The following is a 17,489-nucleotide window of genomic DNA, read 5'->3' on the forward strand; positions in this document are numbered from 1 at the left end:
AGAATATTTATTTCGGTGTTAGGTTAAGTCTTTCTAAGATCAAACGATAAGATAATTAATAGAGTTAGTTCTTAGTTCTAAATTTGACTATCTTAAATAAGAAAGGCACACGAGGTGCTCACATGAATCGAAAGTTAGCTGACACTGAACTTATTCTTTCTAATAATAAAATTTATCATCTTGATATTGGTGCAGACGATGTGGCTGATACTGTTTTAACGGTTGGTGATCCAGAGCGTGTTGAGAGGGTAGCTAGATATTTTGATGTTATCGAGTTTAAACATCAGCATCGCGAATTTGTAACTCAAACGGGTTATTTTAATAATAAGCGACTTACTGTCCTTTCTACCGGTATTGGTACTCAAAATATTGATATTGTTTTAAATGAGTTAGATGCATTAATTAATATCGATTTTAAAAGTAAAATGGTAAATGATAAACTTCGTTCTTTAAATATTATTCGACTTGGGACTACAGGCGCCTTACAAGAAGATATAGCTTTAGACAGTTTTATTGTTGCCAGCCATGCGATTGATTTAACCGGTATCTTACTTTACTACAATCCTATTCAAAATAAAGAAGAAGAGGAACTTACTCGTCGTTTTACTTCTTATATGAAAGGAAAATTACCAGAAACAACCTTTTTAGCTTATGCAAGCGATGAAAAGTTAATGCAATCATTATTAACGACCTCTAGTTGCACAAAAGGAATTAGCGTGACATGTCATGGTTTTTATACGCCACAAGGGCGGCCCTTACGTGCAGGAGCAATGGATTTTAACTTTACTGAATACTTAGCAAGTTTTCCATTTAAGATACCACTAACAAATCTTGAAATGGAAACTGCGGCATTATATGGATTGTCTAAAATGTTAGGTCATCATTGCTGCTCTATTAATGTGGCTATTGCCAATCGGATAACTAAACAATTTACTTCTTCTGTGCATCTTGCAGAAAAAAAATTAATCGAGTTTGCCTTAGAAACCATCGCTGCAATGCCATTAATGACATAGTATTTTAGATTTATAATTAATTAAAAAATACCATAAACTGAGCTTTAATCGTGTTAAATAATACAGCATTTTTATTTTAGCTCTAAAATTAAAAATAAAAATATTTTTAATTGTACAAAAGCCACTAAATTTCTAATTCTAATAACATTATCCCATATAAAAGAGGTGTTTAATTATAGATTTTTTTATCTTTATTATATTATGGAATTAATTTAAAATATTAATCAATATTTGATCACTTGGTGTTATAATTGTCCTATAATATATATTAATTTTCTCTGGATGAGAGGCTTATGTTAGATGTTAGTCAAAGGCACCTTATTGAAAATGTTAATTTGTGGCTTAAGAGAAAAAAGCTAGGTTATCAGATTGGAAATACAGAGGATACTTGCTTGCGTATGTCAACTCTATGGTTAATGCATGCAGGAATGGGATTTTTAAAGCAATTATATCAAATGTATGAGGCAATTTCTGCATGGAACGGTAATGAAAATAATATTCAATTAGACCGAGCCTTTCAGTTTTTTATATCATTGTATGATATGACACAACGTCCAGGTAACTTAGCGTATCACATTCAACCTGACAAACTTAGCCATCATAAAAAAATTAATATTAGCCTTCCTAATGTAAAAATAAGTGGTTCTATATCTATGATTTGGCTCCCAGAAGAATTGGCTGATTTTTTAGAGCAGGATTCTAAGGATGGAGAGATATGGCTAATTAACATTTCTAATCATGCTTTCGGTGCTATTAAATTAACGGATGGATATTACCTTTATGATCCAAGCTTACCTACGTGGCCAATTGCCCCACAAAATATTGATAATCTAATCGGAGAATTAGTATTTCGCATAGAATGCGACGTAAGCAGTATTCCTTTATCGGTACATAAGGTTTACCTTGAAGATCAAGCAAAGCCAGATATGAAACTTGATATTGAGTCCTTTTTTAAAGAAGGTTTTGATACCATCGCGAGCCGGGTTAGTAACAAAGGAAGAACTGCTGCTATGTTAGCAGCACAAAATAATGACCTTTTCACTTTACAGTCTTTGAACCTGACTAAAGAAAATGTGGATCAAATAGATTCTCAAGGAATCAATGCCTTATTTTGTGCTGCCCAAAATGGTCATGAAGACTGTGTTAGCTATTTAAGTAAAATAGGCGCTGACGTGAATTTTTTAGGCCCTGATAAACAAACTGCTCTATATATTGCAGCTCAATACAATCATTTTGATGTTTGTGTAAGGTTATTAGAATTAGGCGCTGATGTTAATCTAGCAACAGAAATTAATTCTAGTCCTTTGCATCTTGCTACTGAACATGGAAACGGCCACCTTATTGCTCACTTTCTTAAAGCGGGAGCTGATCCAAATGTACAAAGCGAAGATGGAATATCTCCCTTATATATTGCTGCGAAGAATGGAAATGTCGAATGTATTAAAATTTTGTTAGAAAATTCAGAAATTGATGTGAACATTAGTTTAGAAGATGATGGCGTGACTCCGCTACATATAGCTTGTGAAAATGGGCATTTAGAAATAGTTAAACTATTACTAGAACATCCTAAAATCAAAATCAGTATGGAAAATGAAAATGGAGAAACAGCGTTACATAGCGCATGTGCAAGTAATTTTCCAGAAATAATAGAAGAATTAATAGCTAAAGGCGCTGCTATAGAGCATCCCAATAAAGATAACTTAACACCGCTAGCAATTGCCTGCGAGGAACAAAACTTCGAAGCTGCCAATCTTTTGATAAAAAAGGGTGCAGATCTTTCATTAGTTAGAGCAGAAGGTGTTGATACTAAATGGCTTGAAGATAAACTAGTTGAGCAAGGTGAAAAAACTCCTTCTACTAGAACATATGGCGCCTTTTTCTCCAAAAAACGTCCAGCAGATTTTGCAGATTCTTCGCTTGAAATGACCAATAAGCACTTAAAACATGAAAGTGGTGAAGACGATAGTATTGTAAATAGGTAATAACTCTTAAAGTAGATTTTACCTGCTATAAAGCTGTAATTAAAAATTAAATATTTTATTCCTGAAATTGGACTATTAGGCGTTTTAGATGGGTCTAATTACAGTAATAGCTGTTTTAGTAACACTGCTTAACTAACTTAGATCCTTAATCTCCTTATAAAATAAGTACTTAGTGATCAAAATTGGAATAATATGATTATCTAATATACAATTATTTTAGGCAAGGAAAGGAGAGGGAACATGAAAATAAACATAAAAGGACTTATGCTGTTGCCTTTGTTAGGTAGCCTAACCGCTTGTGGTTTTGTCACCACAGGTGTCAGTGATTATACAACGATCTATAATCCAACGACTAGGGGCTGCTGTAATGCAGTAGTAGTCGATCAACCTTGTTGTAAGAGAGTAGTTGTAAAACCTGTTGTTAAGACAGTCGTAGTAAAGCCTATTGTTAAGCGTTCTTGTTGTACTAAAGTTGTAAGGCCGGTTGTAACCACGCCATGTTGCTCTTCTGCTGTAGCTACTCCTGTTTATGATGCGGCAACAATTGTTGATACAGAACCTGTTGATATCACAACCGTCAATTATGATTATTATTAATATAAAATTAAAGATAATGCCTTATAAGGCATTATCTTAGCTGTAGGTAAGCTTATTAAAACAAACTTAATTGTTGATAAGGACTATCTACTTTAGGTGCTTTTTTATTAAGCTTGTTTGTTGGATTTTTAGACTTGATTGATGAAATAGGAGAATTAAGTTTTCCAGTTATTTCAATATTATTCTTAACAGTATACTTACTTAAAAAAGGAAGAAGGGTAAGCAGTAATAGATTATTCGTCACCATAGAAACAAGCTTATAGCGTTGTTGCAGATAGTTTTTTATAAGACTGCATAATTGCTCTAAAGCGTGGTTATAGGAACTAAAAGCGATTAATCTTTTTTGGCCATTTTTAAGTCGCAGACCAGAAGAAATAACGATAGTCCAATCACCTAATAGATCTTTTTCTAAGCAAAGATTGTAATATCTCTTTGCTTTTTCAAAGCGCAGCTGGCACCAACTGTGATCGTAATGCAAAGTAATTTGATAGAGCCAAAAAATATCATTCAACTGAGGCCTCACAATAAAAAAATCTTTGCTTTCTTGCCATAGCGATTATGTTAGCATGATTTAGGAAAGGCATTAATTAACAGATTTAAACTTAATTAAAGAATTAACAGCATTAAAGGCTGAAATATAACCACACAGACAAGGATCTTTGCTATCAAGATTAGTTTGTAGCTCCTCTAAGCTTAAGCCTGTTATAATACCATTACCAACAATCATGCCCTGAAGAGCAAATTGAGTAAAGCAAGTACTGACATGATTCATAATATAATGGTAATGATCTAAATGTTTTTTAAGAATTAATCCTAAAGCGATATAACCGTCAAAAGGGTTTTTATTATGATAATGATTAATAACGAAGGGAATTTCATAGCTACCAGCATTAATACTTTCTATTTGGTATTCATGGGAAGTCTCTTTAACAATTTCTAGACAGTTTTGTAATTGCTTAACTGATAATTCTGGATGGATATTAGATGATACAATCAATATTTTAGCCATGAAACAATTGCCTAACTAAATAAATCCAGCTTACTTTAACACGCATTTTAAAAAAGTAAATCAGAAAACGGTCATTTTTATCTCTCTCATTTACTGTTTAAATATTGGACAAAATAAAAAATAAAAATTGTTTTAATTTAAACTCCAGCTTATTTATAGAAATAAAAACTTAAAAAATGCTTTTTTTAAACATTTTTAACATAAGATCTAAAAGCATGTATTTGTGCGCTATAGTATAAATAAACATATCACTGAGAACATGATGGTAAATATTATTAATCTTAATAAAAAAAGAAAGGCTAAAGTTCGTTTAGAAAAAGAAAAAAAAGCTGCTGAAAATCGCATTAAATTTGGAAGAACAAAGAAGGAAAAGCGAATAGAGAAGCAAGATATTAAACGTGATGAGCGTTATTTAGATAATCGTAAGTTGGAAGAAAAGGAGAAAAAATAAAAGCTAACTCTTGTAATATAGTTAGTTTCTTTTTATCAGGCGCTGGCTTAGATTTAATTGAGTTCGTAAAAATACCACTATCAATAAATTTCAAGTAAAAAGGATAGATGAGTGAGAGTAGCTTGGCTAGAAGTATTTAGTGATGTTGTCTTAGCAATCATAATTACTATTATGGTGTTAGAAATTAAATTTCCGCATGATGATTTCTCAAGTCTTATACCTCTTGTCCCAGTGTTCTTAAGCTATCTACTAAGTTTTATTTATATTGGTATTTATTGGAATCATCATCATCATCATTTATTTACTGCTGTCGAAAGTATTTCAGGTAAAGTTCTTTGGGCTAATCTAAATTTATTATTCTGGCTTTCACTATTTCCTTTTACTACAGGATGGATGGAAGAAAATCAATTTACAGCTACTCCAACTGCAATTTATGGCGTAGTACTTGCAGCTATTTCTTATTATATTTTGGTGCATGTACTTATTAAGCATGAAGGAAAACAGTCTTTTATAGGGAAAGCAATTGGCAAGGATTTTAAAGGAAAAATTTCAATTTTTTTATATGCCTTCGCAATTCTTATGGCCTATATCTTAACATGGGCTGCTCAATTAATTTATGTCATTGTGGCAATCATTTGGTTTATTCCTGATAAGCGAATTGAAAACTTAATAAAATAGTGAGTTAACGTGATTTAGGGAGCGGGTACCATTCGTTACCTGCAAAATAAGGAACTATTAAAGTATAGGCAAAACATAAAGTTAAATAAGAGGGAACTATGAAATCATTAGATCTATATGAACCATGGCCAACATTGCCATATAAAGATTTTGCAACCACGTCTTATTTATTGCATATGGGCATGCAGGCTATTGGAAAATTAAAGTTAACAACGCCCTTTGAACCCCAATGGGCAAATGTTGCATTTGGTTTAACCAGTCGTGGTTTAACTACGGGCCCAATTCCTTATAAAACAGGAATATTTACAATTGATCTTGATTTTATTGCGCATAAAGTTATTTGTGCAACCAGTTGGCAATATATGGACGAGTTCCAATTACGATCCATGTCTGTGGCCGAATTTACCAAAACGTTATTTGGGTTGTTATCTAAGGCCGGTATAAATGTAGAAATAAATTTTATGCCACAGGAAATTCCCAATCCTATTTCCTTTAATAAAGATACAAAACAACAGATTTATAATAGCGAACAGGCTAATGCTTGGTGGCGAATTCTAGTAAGTTCGTACCGGGTGATGCAACGCTATCATGGGCGTTTTAATGGAAAGACGCCACCTATTGGTTTTATGTGGGGTACTTTTGATTTGCGAGATGCGCGTTATCAAGGCGTTGTCGTTCCTACTGAGGGTGTTAATTCAGGCTATATTCGTCGGAATGCCATGAATGAGTCGCAGGTTGAATCTGGATGGTGGAGCGGCAATGCCAACTACCCGCGGCCTGCATATTATTCTTTTATTTATCCGGAACCAAATGGAATTGAGCAATGTCAAATTAAGCCAGCCTCAGCACGATGGGATAATACTATGAAGCTGTTCATCCTGGATTATGATGATGTACAAAAATCTAAGACGCCTGAAGATGATTTATTAATATTTCTAGAGTCAAGCTATAAGGCAGGTACAAAACTTGCGGGTTGGGATGAAAAACTTGTTGGTTTAGGACATCCTGTTTAATGATTTGATTCATAACCTTGTAGCACAAGGCTATGAATCAATTTATGTAGCTGAATGTTAGTAAAGGCTTAGTTGTCCGTTAAGCTAATATTATATTCTTTAGCAATATCTAATAAGTCATCCGCATGCTCTTCTTCTACCGCTAAAATCTCTTCTATCATTTTTCTAGTTGTTGAATCATTATCACCCAGAAAAAGAATCATTTCACGATAGATATCAATAGCTATACGTTCTGCAATTAAATTTTCTCTAACCATCTCAGCAACTGTATTACAATCTACATAATCAGCATGGGAGTAAGCAGAAAATGTTGCCGGATTAAAATTGGGTTGTCCACCCAATTGCACAATTCTTTCAGCAATTTGATCAGCGTGTTGCTGTTCTTGGTTAGAATGTTCTAAAAACTCTTCTGCAGCAATTGTTGCTCCAAGCTCAGTAGCTTTGAAATAATGCTGCTTATAACGTAGAGTGCAAATCATCTCAGTTGCCAGCGCACTATTTAACATATCGTACATCGTGTCTAAGTCAATTTTATAATTTTCAGTAACGGCCCCTTTTTGTAAGTTATTTCGTGCTTGTTTCCGTATTGCTTCAATATCTACTAAAAATTTACTGTTCATGCTTATCCTAAATATATAATTGACATGTATAACATATAGCTTAAAAAGCTTGTATTACAATTTTAATAAAATATTCTAAATTATATGCTATTAGAGTGCTTTAATCAGCTTTGAGGTGAAAAAAATATTTAAAGATGGTGTCTTTTTCTATTTATGAAGGATAAATTTAAAGATTTATCTTGATTGAAATAATCGAATTTACTTTAAAATTGTCTTTTAAAGGTGTTAGTATAGCTATTTAACTTTTAGGGTATTTAATTTTATGTCAGATAAAACTCGTGGGACAGTAAAGTGGTTTAAGGAAGATAAAGGTTTTGGTTTTATTGAAAGTAATGGCAAAGATTATTTTGTTCACTTTAGTGCTATTCTAAGTAGTGGTTTTAAAACGCTTTCGGAAGGTGCTGAAGTTTTATTTAAGCCTGCACAAGGTCAGAAAGGCCCACAAGCTGAGCAAGTTGAAGTTATTTAATTAGAATTATTCAAGCTTCTAATATTGAATTAACTTAATTTATAAAGATATTACTCATATTATGTTTGTATGAGTAATATCTAGTTTCGAATTTTATTTCTAATAAAGTTACATGTTAGGTGATTAAACCTTGCGTTTGTTTTTTATTTTTAAAAAATTTTACAAAAAAGGTTTTAGTTAGTTTAGGATTAATTTTATTCACGCGAGTAAACTCTTCTATAAAGCCACATTTTTTATAAAATTCTGGTGCCTGAAACTTGCTAGTACATAAATTAATATTATTAAAACCCTTATCTATAAATTGGTTTTCAAGCGCTTCAATTAAGGCTCGACCATAACCTTTACCTCGATAGGCACTGTCTACCCAAATATCATCAATGTAAATTTCTGCAAAGGCGGTGAATGCTTTAATGACTCCGCAAGGAACTTTATTTTTATGATATAAAACAATTGCAAAAGGTTTATAGTTAACGTCAATACCATGTTTAAACTCATAAGCTATCAAATCTTTTAGCATATGCTGCTCAAGATCTTCATCAAGTTGATCGACAAATTCAATTTTATAATCGTTATAGCCCGTACTTTCTTTAATCTGGGTATGAGTAGCTGTATTAAAGCGGAAAATATAGCGTTTAGGTTCATGGAGATCATAGTCAATTTTTTCAATCGTTTCTTGATATTGATCATGCGTATAACGGCTAATACACTTGCGCCAAAAAACAAGTGCTCGTTTATTTTCTGGTATAACAGAAACTTCCCAGTGTCCTTGATGTTTCTGCCAAAGTTGAGAAGTTACAAGGCGACCTAAACCTTTGTTTTGAAATTTTGCTAATATAAAAAACTCACCTATATTCCAAGTGGTGTCAGTAAAAAAGCCTTCTTGATTTAATAGTACAAATCCCGCCAACTCATTTTTGACTTTAATTAAATAGGCGCAGCGATTTGCCTTTATAAAGTAATTTTTAAGATCAAAGCTTTCATAAAGGCCATCTACAGGGCATGCCCAGTCCTCTGAAATAAAACCACACTCTCGGGAGAGATCATACACATAAAAGCGAGCCATATTTTGAATAGTTGGGTAGGCATCTAATGTTGCTGGTATGAGTTTAGGTAAAAGCTTTTTGTTGATTTTTTTCATATTGGATTTTCTTTAAAATAAAAGAGAGTCATAATGTTGCGCTTCTAGCCCTACATACCGTTAACGCCCTCACGCCTACGTACCGCGACTTGTTCGCGGAATCCAGAGGATCTTATCGACTGAATACTGGGCTAGGGAATATAGCAACTTGTTTTTTTGCATTGTTCACTTTAATTAAGTAAATTAAGTTATTTTTTTGTAGAATTTAATATCTTAATGATTTTTATGAATATTTAAGGTTAAATTTTACCCGTTCCTTGAAATAATATGACTTCTGATGCTAAGCAAACTATCTGTTTTGAAAAATTATGGAACATACTACAAAACTTTGATTTATCAAATGAAAAAAATGTCCAATTAGCACTTACCCTAGTAGGAGAATTGAGTCAAGCAGATTTTGAGAGACCAAATAGCATCGGGACACATTTGTTTGATTTAACTATTTTTGCGGATAATTTTGAGATTGCAAATGCAATAATCGCTAAGTATGCTCAATTAACTAATAATATTCAGCTTAAACCTTTAACGATTGATTTTAATAATAATGATACCTTTCTTCAGCTTTATCATTTAAATAGCTTACCTCCTATTATGTGTCGGTTTTCAGTCCCTGCTTATATCACTTTGATAGATCTGCAAAAAGAAAAATATATACAATCTATAAAGGAAGAAATTAAAAATCTTAAAATAATAGGCGCTGTAAAATTTTTAGAGTTATTTACGGATATCGAGCTAAAAGGTGAGGTATTAAAACAAAGCTTTGTAGACCGAGTGCATTCAGTGGATTTAAATGAAATAAGAGTATTCGCAAACTTAAATAAAGCTATAAAACAAACCATAAATCAAGCTAAAAAAATTGATTATCAACAGCTAGATAGCTATACAGAAAAGATAGCAATTGCAGCTATAAATGTAGCAGATGATTTAGAAAGATTAGCAGACGAATTTTTAGAGGAACAACGCGATGGGCCTCATAAGCCCTTGAGTGTTTTTATAAATCAAATAATGTCTTACTTAAAGTTAAGTGATGCTTGGGTCTCCAAATGTTGTGAAATTGAAGAAATATTAATGCGGCTTGTTGATAAAATAGAAAATATAGAGATTAACAAGGTTAAGGGCAATGACGCTGAGAACCAAGTTACCTGTATAAAAGCGCAGGAAATGTCTAGTTTAGGTTTTTTTAGTAACCGTGCCCAACGTACAGAACAAGTAGAAAAGTTTTATTGTTATTCAATCTCCTTAAATCACACTTAATAATTAACCTTGATTTTACTAATTTTTGTGAAAATTATTAAATTTTTTGTATAAACATCAATCTTAATATGTTGGTAATAATCTAATAGTATAATATATATATAAAGCAATAATTTATATGAAAATATTATGCCATCTCAAACCAATTATGAGAGATTAGCGACTTTATTAAGACTGCCTAAGCTATCAAGAAATGATATAAAAGTTGCACTGACGCTAGTGAGTCAGTTAGGTCAAGTAGATCTTGAAAGAAAAGATAAACATGAAAAATATTTGTTTGATTTAGCTGTCGAGGCACAGAATGCAGTTATTGCAAGTGCAATAATCTCAAGATATGCTGAATTAACTAAAGCTGAATTAGTCGCAAGAGAGGCTGAATTAATCGAAATAGAGGGTGCATCACTAGCAGAAAGAGAGCAAAATTTACAATCTTTAACTGATTTTGATAAAAGAGTTCGGCAAGGCGCTTTACTTAAACGAGACCAAATTAATTTTGACCAAAGGAAAGCTAGTTTTGCGAAAGCGCATCCTAATTTTAACTATGAAAAGCACATGAAGAAATTCGCTTCCAAATTTAAGCCCCTAGAAGAGACATACGATAGTTTATTAGAGAGACAACGGCAATTAAAGAGCTTACAGTACTTAGCTCCGTTATCTATTGATTTTGATAACAATGATCCTCTTATGCAACGATATAATGATACTAGTTATGATAATTTACCCCCTATAATGAGCAGGGATTTTTTTAAAATTTATTTTAATGACCTAATTGATCGACAAAAATCAGATTACATAGTATCTATTCAGAAAGAAATTAATAATCTAAGAATAATGGGTGCTTTGAAGCTTATTGAAGTAACGAAAAACTTGCAATTAAAAAATAGACTATTAACTGCAATCTCTGCTTATCAACGTAATCCTTCAGATATAACATTAAATAAATTAAATGGAGCTATAAATGAGGTCATAAGGCAGAAACGATTTCATGTAGACGCTGAAAAAGAAGCACTTACGGTTTTAAGTATAGTAAGGGGAATGGAAGAGACCATAGACGAATTTTGGCATGGTAAAAGAAATGTGCAGCATCCAAAATTATCAAATTTTATAAAAGAAACACAATCAATTATTACGACGCAAGCTCAATCTATTCAAAGCCGCGGAATTAGAGAAGTATTAGCAAAGATTGGCAATATATTAGTAAGTATATTTACTAGCAGTAAACCCTTTGATGAAAGAAATGACGCTGAAAAACAAATTGATAAGGTTCATGAGCGAGTGCAATCTGGTCTTACATTTTTTAGTAACCAAGTGACACAAGAACAAGCAAAGAAGCCTACTCCTGAGTTTATAAAAGTTTCTGCAATAACAAAACACATGTAGTTATTTCTCTTTATAATGGGTTATTTAAAAAGGACTTTAGAAGGCAAATTATTAATTAATATTCATGTCAGTCTGCTTACTGTAAAAACTAGATTGTTTTATATGCACAAATTTTAGAGTGATACTATAACAATCTTTATTTGGTTGAGCTAAGAATAATTTTCCAAACAAAATTAATACTTTTGAACCACCGCAGCTAATGTCGCAAACGCTTTTTTAATTTGAGTCTGTTTATGTTTAGTAGAAATAAAAAATCGCAAGCGGGCTAAATTATCTGGCACCGCCGGATAAATAATAGGCTTTACATTGATTCCTTGTTTCATACATTGTTTTGAAATAGAAATACACTTTTTTGAGTCGCCAATGATAATCGGTAAGATAGGTGTATAATTATTTAGGCCTATGTCAAAACCATAATGTAGCGCTGTTTCTCTTGCTAACGTGCTTAATTCTTGTAAATGAGCAACTCGCTGTGGTTCTTTTCTTAAAACTTCAAGCGCTGTTAAAGCTGCTGCAGTGCTAGCAGGTGATATTCCCACGGAAAAAATAAAACCAGGACAGGTAAATTTTAAATACTCAATGAGCTCTTTTTTTCCAGCAATATAGCCACCAATACTTGCCAGCGATTTACTTAAAGTACCCATCCAAATTTCGATGTCATTAGGATTAATATTAAAATGTTCACTAATGCCTTTGCCACGTTTGCCTAATACGCCTAAGGAATGTGCTTCATCTACCATAAGCCAGGCACCATGCGAATTTTTAATATTAATAAAATGAGTAAGATTAGGAATATCGCCATCCATGCTATAGATGCCTTCTAAAATAATTAAGACGCGCTTATAATGATGTCGGTTTTCTCTTAAAATATTATCAGCTGTTTGCCAATCATTATGCGGGAAAGCCATACGAGTCGCTTGTGAATAAACAGCGCCTAAGATTAAGCTATTGTGAGCTAATTCATCATGCAAAATTAAGTCATCTGGCCCATATAAATGGGCAATTGTACTAACATTTGTGGCATGTCCTGTATTAAACACAATAGCATCATCAACACCTATAAAATTTGCTAATTCTTGTTCTAATTGTTGATGAATAACTTTTTCCCCCGATACTAATCGACTAGCGGATACAGACGTACCATATTTTTTTGTAGCATCAATAGCTGCTTTTAAAACAGTAGGGTGGTTATTTAAGCCTAAATAATTGTAAGAGGTAAAATTAATATATTTTTTCCCTTGTATAACACATGTATCACTTGCGATGCCTTCCTGCTTATCAAAAAATATATTATTACCTAAAGCTTGTTGCATTTTTTTTAATTGTTGATAAGGCGGGAATTGTTTAAAGTCTGTATAGATTGAGTAGTCGATTTTTTTATCATCTGGTTGGGACGTTGCTAAAACAATGGTAGCAATTTCTAAATTAGGATTGATATTTTGATCGGTTATATGTATGTATATTGATTGAGAAAGTTCGGTAATATTTTCTTGATTTAAAATAAAACTATCATCTATTGTTATTAAAAAGGTATCCTCAATTTCTGCAAAAAGTGATTGTAAATGTAAAGAATCAAAGCCAAAACTAATTAAGGGTTGTTCTCTATCTATCCCATGGGGATTTTGTTTTAAACAATTGGCTATCTTAAACGTTAGCCATTGCTCAATATCATTTTGGTAAACTTGTTCTCTACTCATTGTATGACCTCAGCTTCTAAACACCACTTATAAAGTAATTTCAATTGATTATTTTCTAAGAGTTGTTTGGTATAACTTCGTCTAAGTTTGCCACTTGTTGTTTTAGGAAGTGTTTTAGGTGGAAGAAGAGCTATCGAATATGGGTCTAAACTATGATGCAAATTAACAATAGCTCTAATTTTTTGAATAATAGTTAAGTATTCATTTAAATTAGTAGGTTCTTTTAATTCTGCCACAATTGCTAATTTTTCTTGCCCATCAGATACAAGCGAAAAAGCAGCAGTGCAACCCAAACGAATTAAAGGATGAGTAGCATGTACAACCAATTCAATATCATGTGGATAATGGTTCTTGCCATTGATAATAATTAAATCTTTAATTCGACCTGTAATATATAAGTTACCATAATATAAAAAACCAAGATCGCCTGTTCTTAAATAGGTTTGGTTAGAGTTATCATCAGGTAGCGTTGCATGATAAGCTTCTTTAGTTTCATGTTCTTTTTGCCAATAACCTAAAGTTACGCTATCACCCTTTAGCCAAATCTCACCAATTTGACCTTCTGCACATTGTTGCAAGTTCTCGGAGACGATAATAGTTGGCACTTTAGGTTTACCACAACTTACTAATACGGTGGAATTATTTGGTTTATCATTAAGAACAACGTTATGTCGTTGTAAGCTATTTTTTTTCACAGGTAAATAAGTAAGAAGATCATCTTTATCTTTGCCGCTAACATACACAGTTGCTTCAGCAAGCCCATAAAGTGGATAATAGGCCTGTTTCCTAAAACAATATTCTTTAAATTTGAGGTAAAAATTATCTAAGGTATGATAATTAATGGGTTCTGCGCCATTATAAGCGACACGCCAAGAAGATAAGCTAAAATTAGGTGCAAATTGTTTGGGATCAATTTTTTTTTCACATAAGTCAAAAGCAAAATTTGGCCCACCACTTACTGTTGCTTTAAAATCTGAAATAGCATTTAACCATAAGTGCGGATGACGTAAAAAGGTAATAGGGGACATCATGAGGATGGGAATTTGCGCATAGACAGGAAAAAGAAGATTACCAATTAATCCCATATCATGATAAGGTGGCAACCAAGAAACCATGCGATCACTTTCTTGTTTCCCAATAGTTTGCAGCACTAAATCTAAATTAGCTAGTATATTACGATGAGCGACCATTACGCCTTTCGGCATTGCCGTTGATCCTGAGGTGTATTGTAAATAGGCAACATCATTAGGTTTAATAGTTATTGATTTGTATTTCTCAGTCCAATTTTTATTAGCTTTGCTAATGTCTAGCCAGCGAAATTTTTCAAAGTCCCATTCACATAACTCACTTGTTTTATTGGAAAATTTGTAAGCTAAATTCTTTAATAATTTATTGGCAGCAAGGGTTTTAAATAGGCTTAACTTCTTTATATTAGAAATGATTTCTTGGTTTGATAAGATAAGTTTTGGCGTAGCATTATTTATAATAGCCTGTAATTTTTCAACAGTATTTTTGTCGAAAGGAGGGTAAGCAGGTACAGCAAGTACTCCGGCAAAAAGACAAGCCCAAAAGGTGGTAATATAATCTATTCCCGGCGCAAAAATCATTAAAACTCGATCACCGGGCTGGGTATTGGCTTGTATTAAAGCAGCAATAGATAGAATTTTATGTCTCATCCCATCATATGAATAGCAGACACTGTCTTTTGTATGGCCTGTTGCTGAATAGAAATATAGGGGATTGTGGGGGGAGTTTTGCCAGCGAGCATTGAATAAATCAATTACATTATTAAAATCAAGTTTTTGGCACATACCCGTAACCTTATAAATCAGGTTCCTTAGGCATTTTTTTTATTTATTTTCACACTAAGTCTTTAGCAACTGATTTAACTTAAAAATTAATTATCAATCAATAACATCACATTCGGTTAGGTTAATATTTTTATCAAAACAGTTATTTTCTTTAGCACACCCAAATTTTGTTATTGCCACTTAAGCGGAAATCCTTTCGCTTTGTCATTCCCGCCTATGCAGGAATGACAAACAGAAACAAACAGAAAAGAAATTATCTTGCTTAATGCGTTGTCAAATAATTTAAGTGTAGCAATTAAAATTTATTTCGGAGTGAAATTTCAAAGAAAAATCATGTTTTGACGGATTTATATAAACTGAAAATGATTCAATAGACGCTTAAACTCGCTGATATTAAATCTCTTCAATTATTAAAATTATTATTAATTTTAGGATCTTATCAGCGAGCTTTAATTAGGTAATGCTTTTAAAAAAAAATTATATTAATTTTAATTATAAATTATCGTTTTGCGATCATTTCCCACTGATCAACAATAGTCCCATCTGACTTAATGGCAAATATCTTGCGACTTCGCCCCTGAATTTCCATTAACATAAAATGACGAGTGCTATCTGTTTTTACAAACTCTGGACGATGACCATTTTGCACTTTTCGAGGCGCAACTCCCCAGGCGCCATCACCGACATAAACGACGCCTTTAGAATGGCTTACTTCACCTTGATATAAGGGATAAGTTCGCTTATAAGCGTGATCATGGTGTTCAAAAGCAATATCTAAACCATATTTTTCGAATAGGGTTCCCCAAGATTTTCGAATCTCTTTCGCTTTTGAACGGTTAAAAGAGCGTACAGAAGGATAAGCGCCTTGGTGATAAAGAGCAAAAAGATGAGGACGTGATTGATTTTCAGCAAGAACTGCGTTCAACCACTTACTTTGTGATCCGGTAATATCACTGACATTATCAGCGTCTAACATAACCATTAACATCTCTTTGCCAAATTTGAGAGCATAATAAGTTTTATCTTTGGGATTGGTTGTAGGGAAAAAGTTATAATAAACAAGTTTATTAACGGGTTGCCCTTCGCCACCTTCTACCTCATGGTTGCCAATAGCAGGGACAATAGGGATTAAGCGTGCGTTAGGGCCCCGCATTGTTTTCCACCAAATATTAAACCATTTAATCCAATATTTAAACTCAGATTTTAGATTGCCTGCATAAGATAAATCACCGCCAAGAAAAGCACACAAAGGATCATAACTTGCAGCACGAGTATTCATAGCAGCAAAATTTTCATCACGATTATCATCACCATACGTGTCACCGCCTAGGACAAAGCGAACGGGTTTATCAAAGGTTTCTGACATAGTTTTAAAAGTATAGATTTGATTATTATCCGTTTTTAATGAAAATTCATAAGTTGCACCGGGTTTTAATCCATTTAAACTTACACGGTGCACTTGATAGCTTTTATCAACAGGTAAAACATTATGATTACCATTAACAGGAATCCAGGCTGCCGTTGCAGAAGGGCGGTATTGTAAAGCATCATTGTTGTCATTAGTTTTAGTAATCCAATTGATTGTCATCGTTGTATGAGGATCAGATTGCCAGGTTAAATAAACAGCATTTGGTTCTGCAGCAAAGAGAAAGCAGGGAAAAGCACTTAATAAAATGAGTACCCTACACTTTTGTAATATTCCTTTCATTGTGAGTTATCCTTAATTCTTAGAATTAAATCTATATATTTATAATTTAAAGCTTATGAAGGCTGGCCTTAATTTATATTAATTTTTTTAAATATAAAAGATTGACTATGAAACATGATGAATTTTAAGTTTGAAAATCTAGCCTAAAAGAATGAAAGGATTGTTTAGTTAAATTAAGTGAAAAAATAAATGAATATAAGGTTAAGGATAAAGAATTAACAATCAGAACTAAATTAATAAAAAGCTAGGATCTTAATGTGAAGGAGTTTGCAACTTAATATTTAAGCCTGTAAAAGCCTTTCGTATAAATACAGTGCATCCCTAACTTCAGTGCCTATTTAAGAGTTCTCGTCAGTTGGCCAAAGTCTAAAATTTATTATATTTATTTTAACTTTTTTAGACAGGTGATATTCATTTTTTATACCAGAGCTAACTTCAAAAGTATCTGCAGATAAGTTAAATTGAGGTTCTGTTTGAAGTTCTGGCTCATCTTCTTCCTCTTCTTCGACTAGATCTCCTCTAGTTCGTCTCTCTCAATCTCTTTTACAGCTGAACTAAATTCATTTTTGCTTAACTTTCAGGTTTAACTATTTCCTCCACATAAGTAAAACTTTTTTAATAGTACTAGTTGTCGCTATTTTTGTTTTTTGGGAATGCTGGCGTTCCTTC

At 32.7% G+C, this 17,489-nt stretch carries 16 protein-coding genes; 9 read left to right on the forward strand and 7 right to left on the reverse strand.

What is annotated here, in order from left to right; all coding sequences use genetic code 11:
• The first annotated feature begins 122 nt into the window (after window positions 1-122).
• The 3 genes from E1P04_RS03295 (at window position 123) to E1P04_RS03305 (ending at window position 3,592) form a co-directional block, all read left to right on the forward strand.
• Window positions 123-1,013, forward strand: coding sequence for a nucleoside phosphorylase (locus E1P04_RS03295; protein ID WP_131781491.1), 891 nt, complete (start codon window positions 123-125; stop codon window positions 1,011-1,013).
• A 293-nt stretch (window positions 1,014-1,306) separates the two neighbouring features.
• Window positions 1,307-2,995, forward strand: coding sequence for an ankyrin repeat domain-containing protein (locus E1P04_RS03300; protein ID WP_131781492.1), 1,689 nt, complete (start codon window positions 1,307-1,309; stop codon window positions 2,993-2,995).
• 240 nt (window positions 2,996-3,235) lie between these two features.
• Window positions 3,236-3,592, forward strand: a complete 357-nt coding sequence (locus E1P04_RS03305; RefSeq protein ID WP_131781493.1) for a hypothetical protein — start codon at window positions 3,236-3,238, stop codon at window positions 3,590-3,592.
• Window positions 3,593-3,647: 55 nt separating this feature from the next.
• On the opposite strand, the gene E1P04_RS03310 is transcribed toward E1P04_RS03305, so the two are convergent.
• Complete coding sequence (locus E1P04_RS03310; RefSeq protein ID WP_131781494.1) at window positions 3,648-4,103, reverse strand: hypothetical protein; 456 nt, start codon at window positions 4,101-4,103, stop codon at window positions 3,648-3,650.
• Between the two features lie 72 nt (window positions 4,104-4,175).
• A complete protein-coding gene (locus E1P04_RS03315) occupies window positions 4,176-4,601 on the reverse strand; it encodes a 6,7-dimethyl-8-ribityllumazine synthase (protein ID WP_131781495.1) in 426 nt (141 codons plus the stop codon).
• Between the two features lie 262 nt (window positions 4,602-4,863).
• Between E1P04_RS03315 and E1P04_RS03320 the strand changes: the two genes are divergently transcribed.
• From E1P04_RS03320 to E1P04_RS03330, 3 genes are all read left to right on the forward strand, one after another.
• Window positions 4,864-5,052, forward strand: coding sequence for a DUF4169 family protein (locus tag E1P04_RS03320; RefSeq protein WP_131781564.1), 189 nt, complete (start codon window positions 4,864-4,866; stop codon window positions 5,050-5,052).
• Between the two features lie 111 nt (window positions 5,053-5,163).
• The gene (locus tag E1P04_RS03325) at window positions 5,164-5,730 is read left to right on the forward strand and encodes a TMEM175 family protein (protein WP_131781496.1); all 567 of its coding nucleotides are present in this window, start codon (window positions 5,164-5,166) and stop codon (window positions 5,728-5,730) included.
• 98 nt (window positions 5,731-5,828) lie between these two features.
• The gene (locus E1P04_RS03330; RefSeq protein ID WP_131781497.1) at window positions 5,829-6,743 is read left to right on the forward strand and encodes a DUF5996 family protein; all 915 of its coding nucleotides are present in this window, start codon (window positions 5,829-5,831) and stop codon (window positions 6,741-6,743) included.
• 68 nt (window positions 6,744-6,811) lie between these two features.
• Here the strand turns inward: E1P04_RS03330 and E1P04_RS03335 are convergent, their stop codons facing one another.
• Window positions 6,812-7,363, reverse strand: coding sequence for a ferritin-like domain-containing protein (locus E1P04_RS03335; protein ID WP_131781498.1), 552 nt, complete (start codon window positions 7,361-7,363; stop codon window positions 6,812-6,814).
• Between the two features lie 262 nt (window positions 7,364-7,625).
• Here E1P04_RS03335 and E1P04_RS03340 point away from each other — a divergent pair, with 262 nt between their 5' ends.
• Complete coding sequence (locus E1P04_RS03340) at window positions 7,626-7,832, forward strand: cold-shock protein (protein WP_131781499.1); 207 nt, start codon at window positions 7,626-7,628, stop codon at window positions 7,830-7,832.
• Window positions 7,833-7,947: 115 nt separating this feature from the next.
• On the opposite strand, the gene E1P04_RS03345 is transcribed toward E1P04_RS03340, so the two are convergent.
• The gene (locus tag E1P04_RS03345) at window positions 7,948-8,970 is read right to left on the reverse strand and encodes a GNAT family N-acetyltransferase (protein WP_131781500.1); all 1,023 of its coding nucleotides are present in this window, start codon (window positions 8,968-8,970) and stop codon (window positions 7,948-7,950) included.
• 267 nt (window positions 8,971-9,237) lie between these two features.
• On the opposite strand from E1P04_RS03345, the gene E1P04_RS03350 reads away from it, so the two are divergent.
• Together E1P04_RS03350 and E1P04_RS03355 are read left to right on the forward strand one after the other, a co-directional pair.
• Window positions 9,238-10,224, forward strand: a complete 987-nt coding sequence (locus E1P04_RS03350) for a hypothetical protein (RefSeq protein WP_131781501.1) — start codon at window positions 9,238-9,240, stop codon at window positions 10,222-10,224.
• A gap of 129 nt (window positions 10,225-10,353) precedes the next feature.
• Window positions 10,354-11,604, forward strand: a complete 1,251-nt coding sequence (locus E1P04_RS03355; RefSeq protein ID WP_131781502.1) for a hypothetical protein — start codon at window positions 10,354-10,356, stop codon at window positions 11,602-11,604.
• A 173-nt stretch (window positions 11,605-11,777) separates the two neighbouring features.
• Here the strand turns inward: E1P04_RS03355 and E1P04_RS03360 are convergent, their stop codons facing one another.
• From E1P04_RS03360 to E1P04_RS03370, 3 genes are all read right to left on the reverse strand, one after another.
• On the reverse strand, window positions 11,778-13,301 hold the full coding sequence (locus tag E1P04_RS03360; RefSeq protein WP_131781503.1) for an aminotransferase class I/II-fold pyridoxal phosphate-dependent enzyme: 1,524 nt from the start codon (window positions 13,299-13,301) through the stop codon (window positions 11,778-11,780).
• Window positions 13,298-15,112: a fatty acyl-AMP ligase gene (locus E1P04_RS03365; RefSeq protein ID WP_131781504.1), complete on the reverse strand. Its 1,815-nt coding sequence runs from the start codon at window positions 15,110-15,112 to the stop codon at window positions 13,298-13,300. Before E1P04_RS03365 ends, E1P04_RS03360 begins: the two co-directional genes overlap by 4 nt.
• Before the next feature lie 499 nt (window positions 15,113-15,611).
• Window positions 15,612-16,820, reverse strand: a complete 1,209-nt coding sequence (locus tag E1P04_RS03370; protein ID WP_131781505.1) for a purple acid phosphatase family protein — start codon at window positions 16,818-16,820, stop codon at window positions 15,612-15,614.
• Between the last annotated feature and the right edge of the window lie 669 nt (window positions 16,821-17,489).

The sequence above is a fragment of the Legionella gresilensis genome (genome assembly GCF_900639865.1).
Lineage (GTDB): Bacteria > Pseudomonadota > Gammaproteobacteria > Legionellales > Legionellaceae > Legionella_C > Legionella_C gresilensis.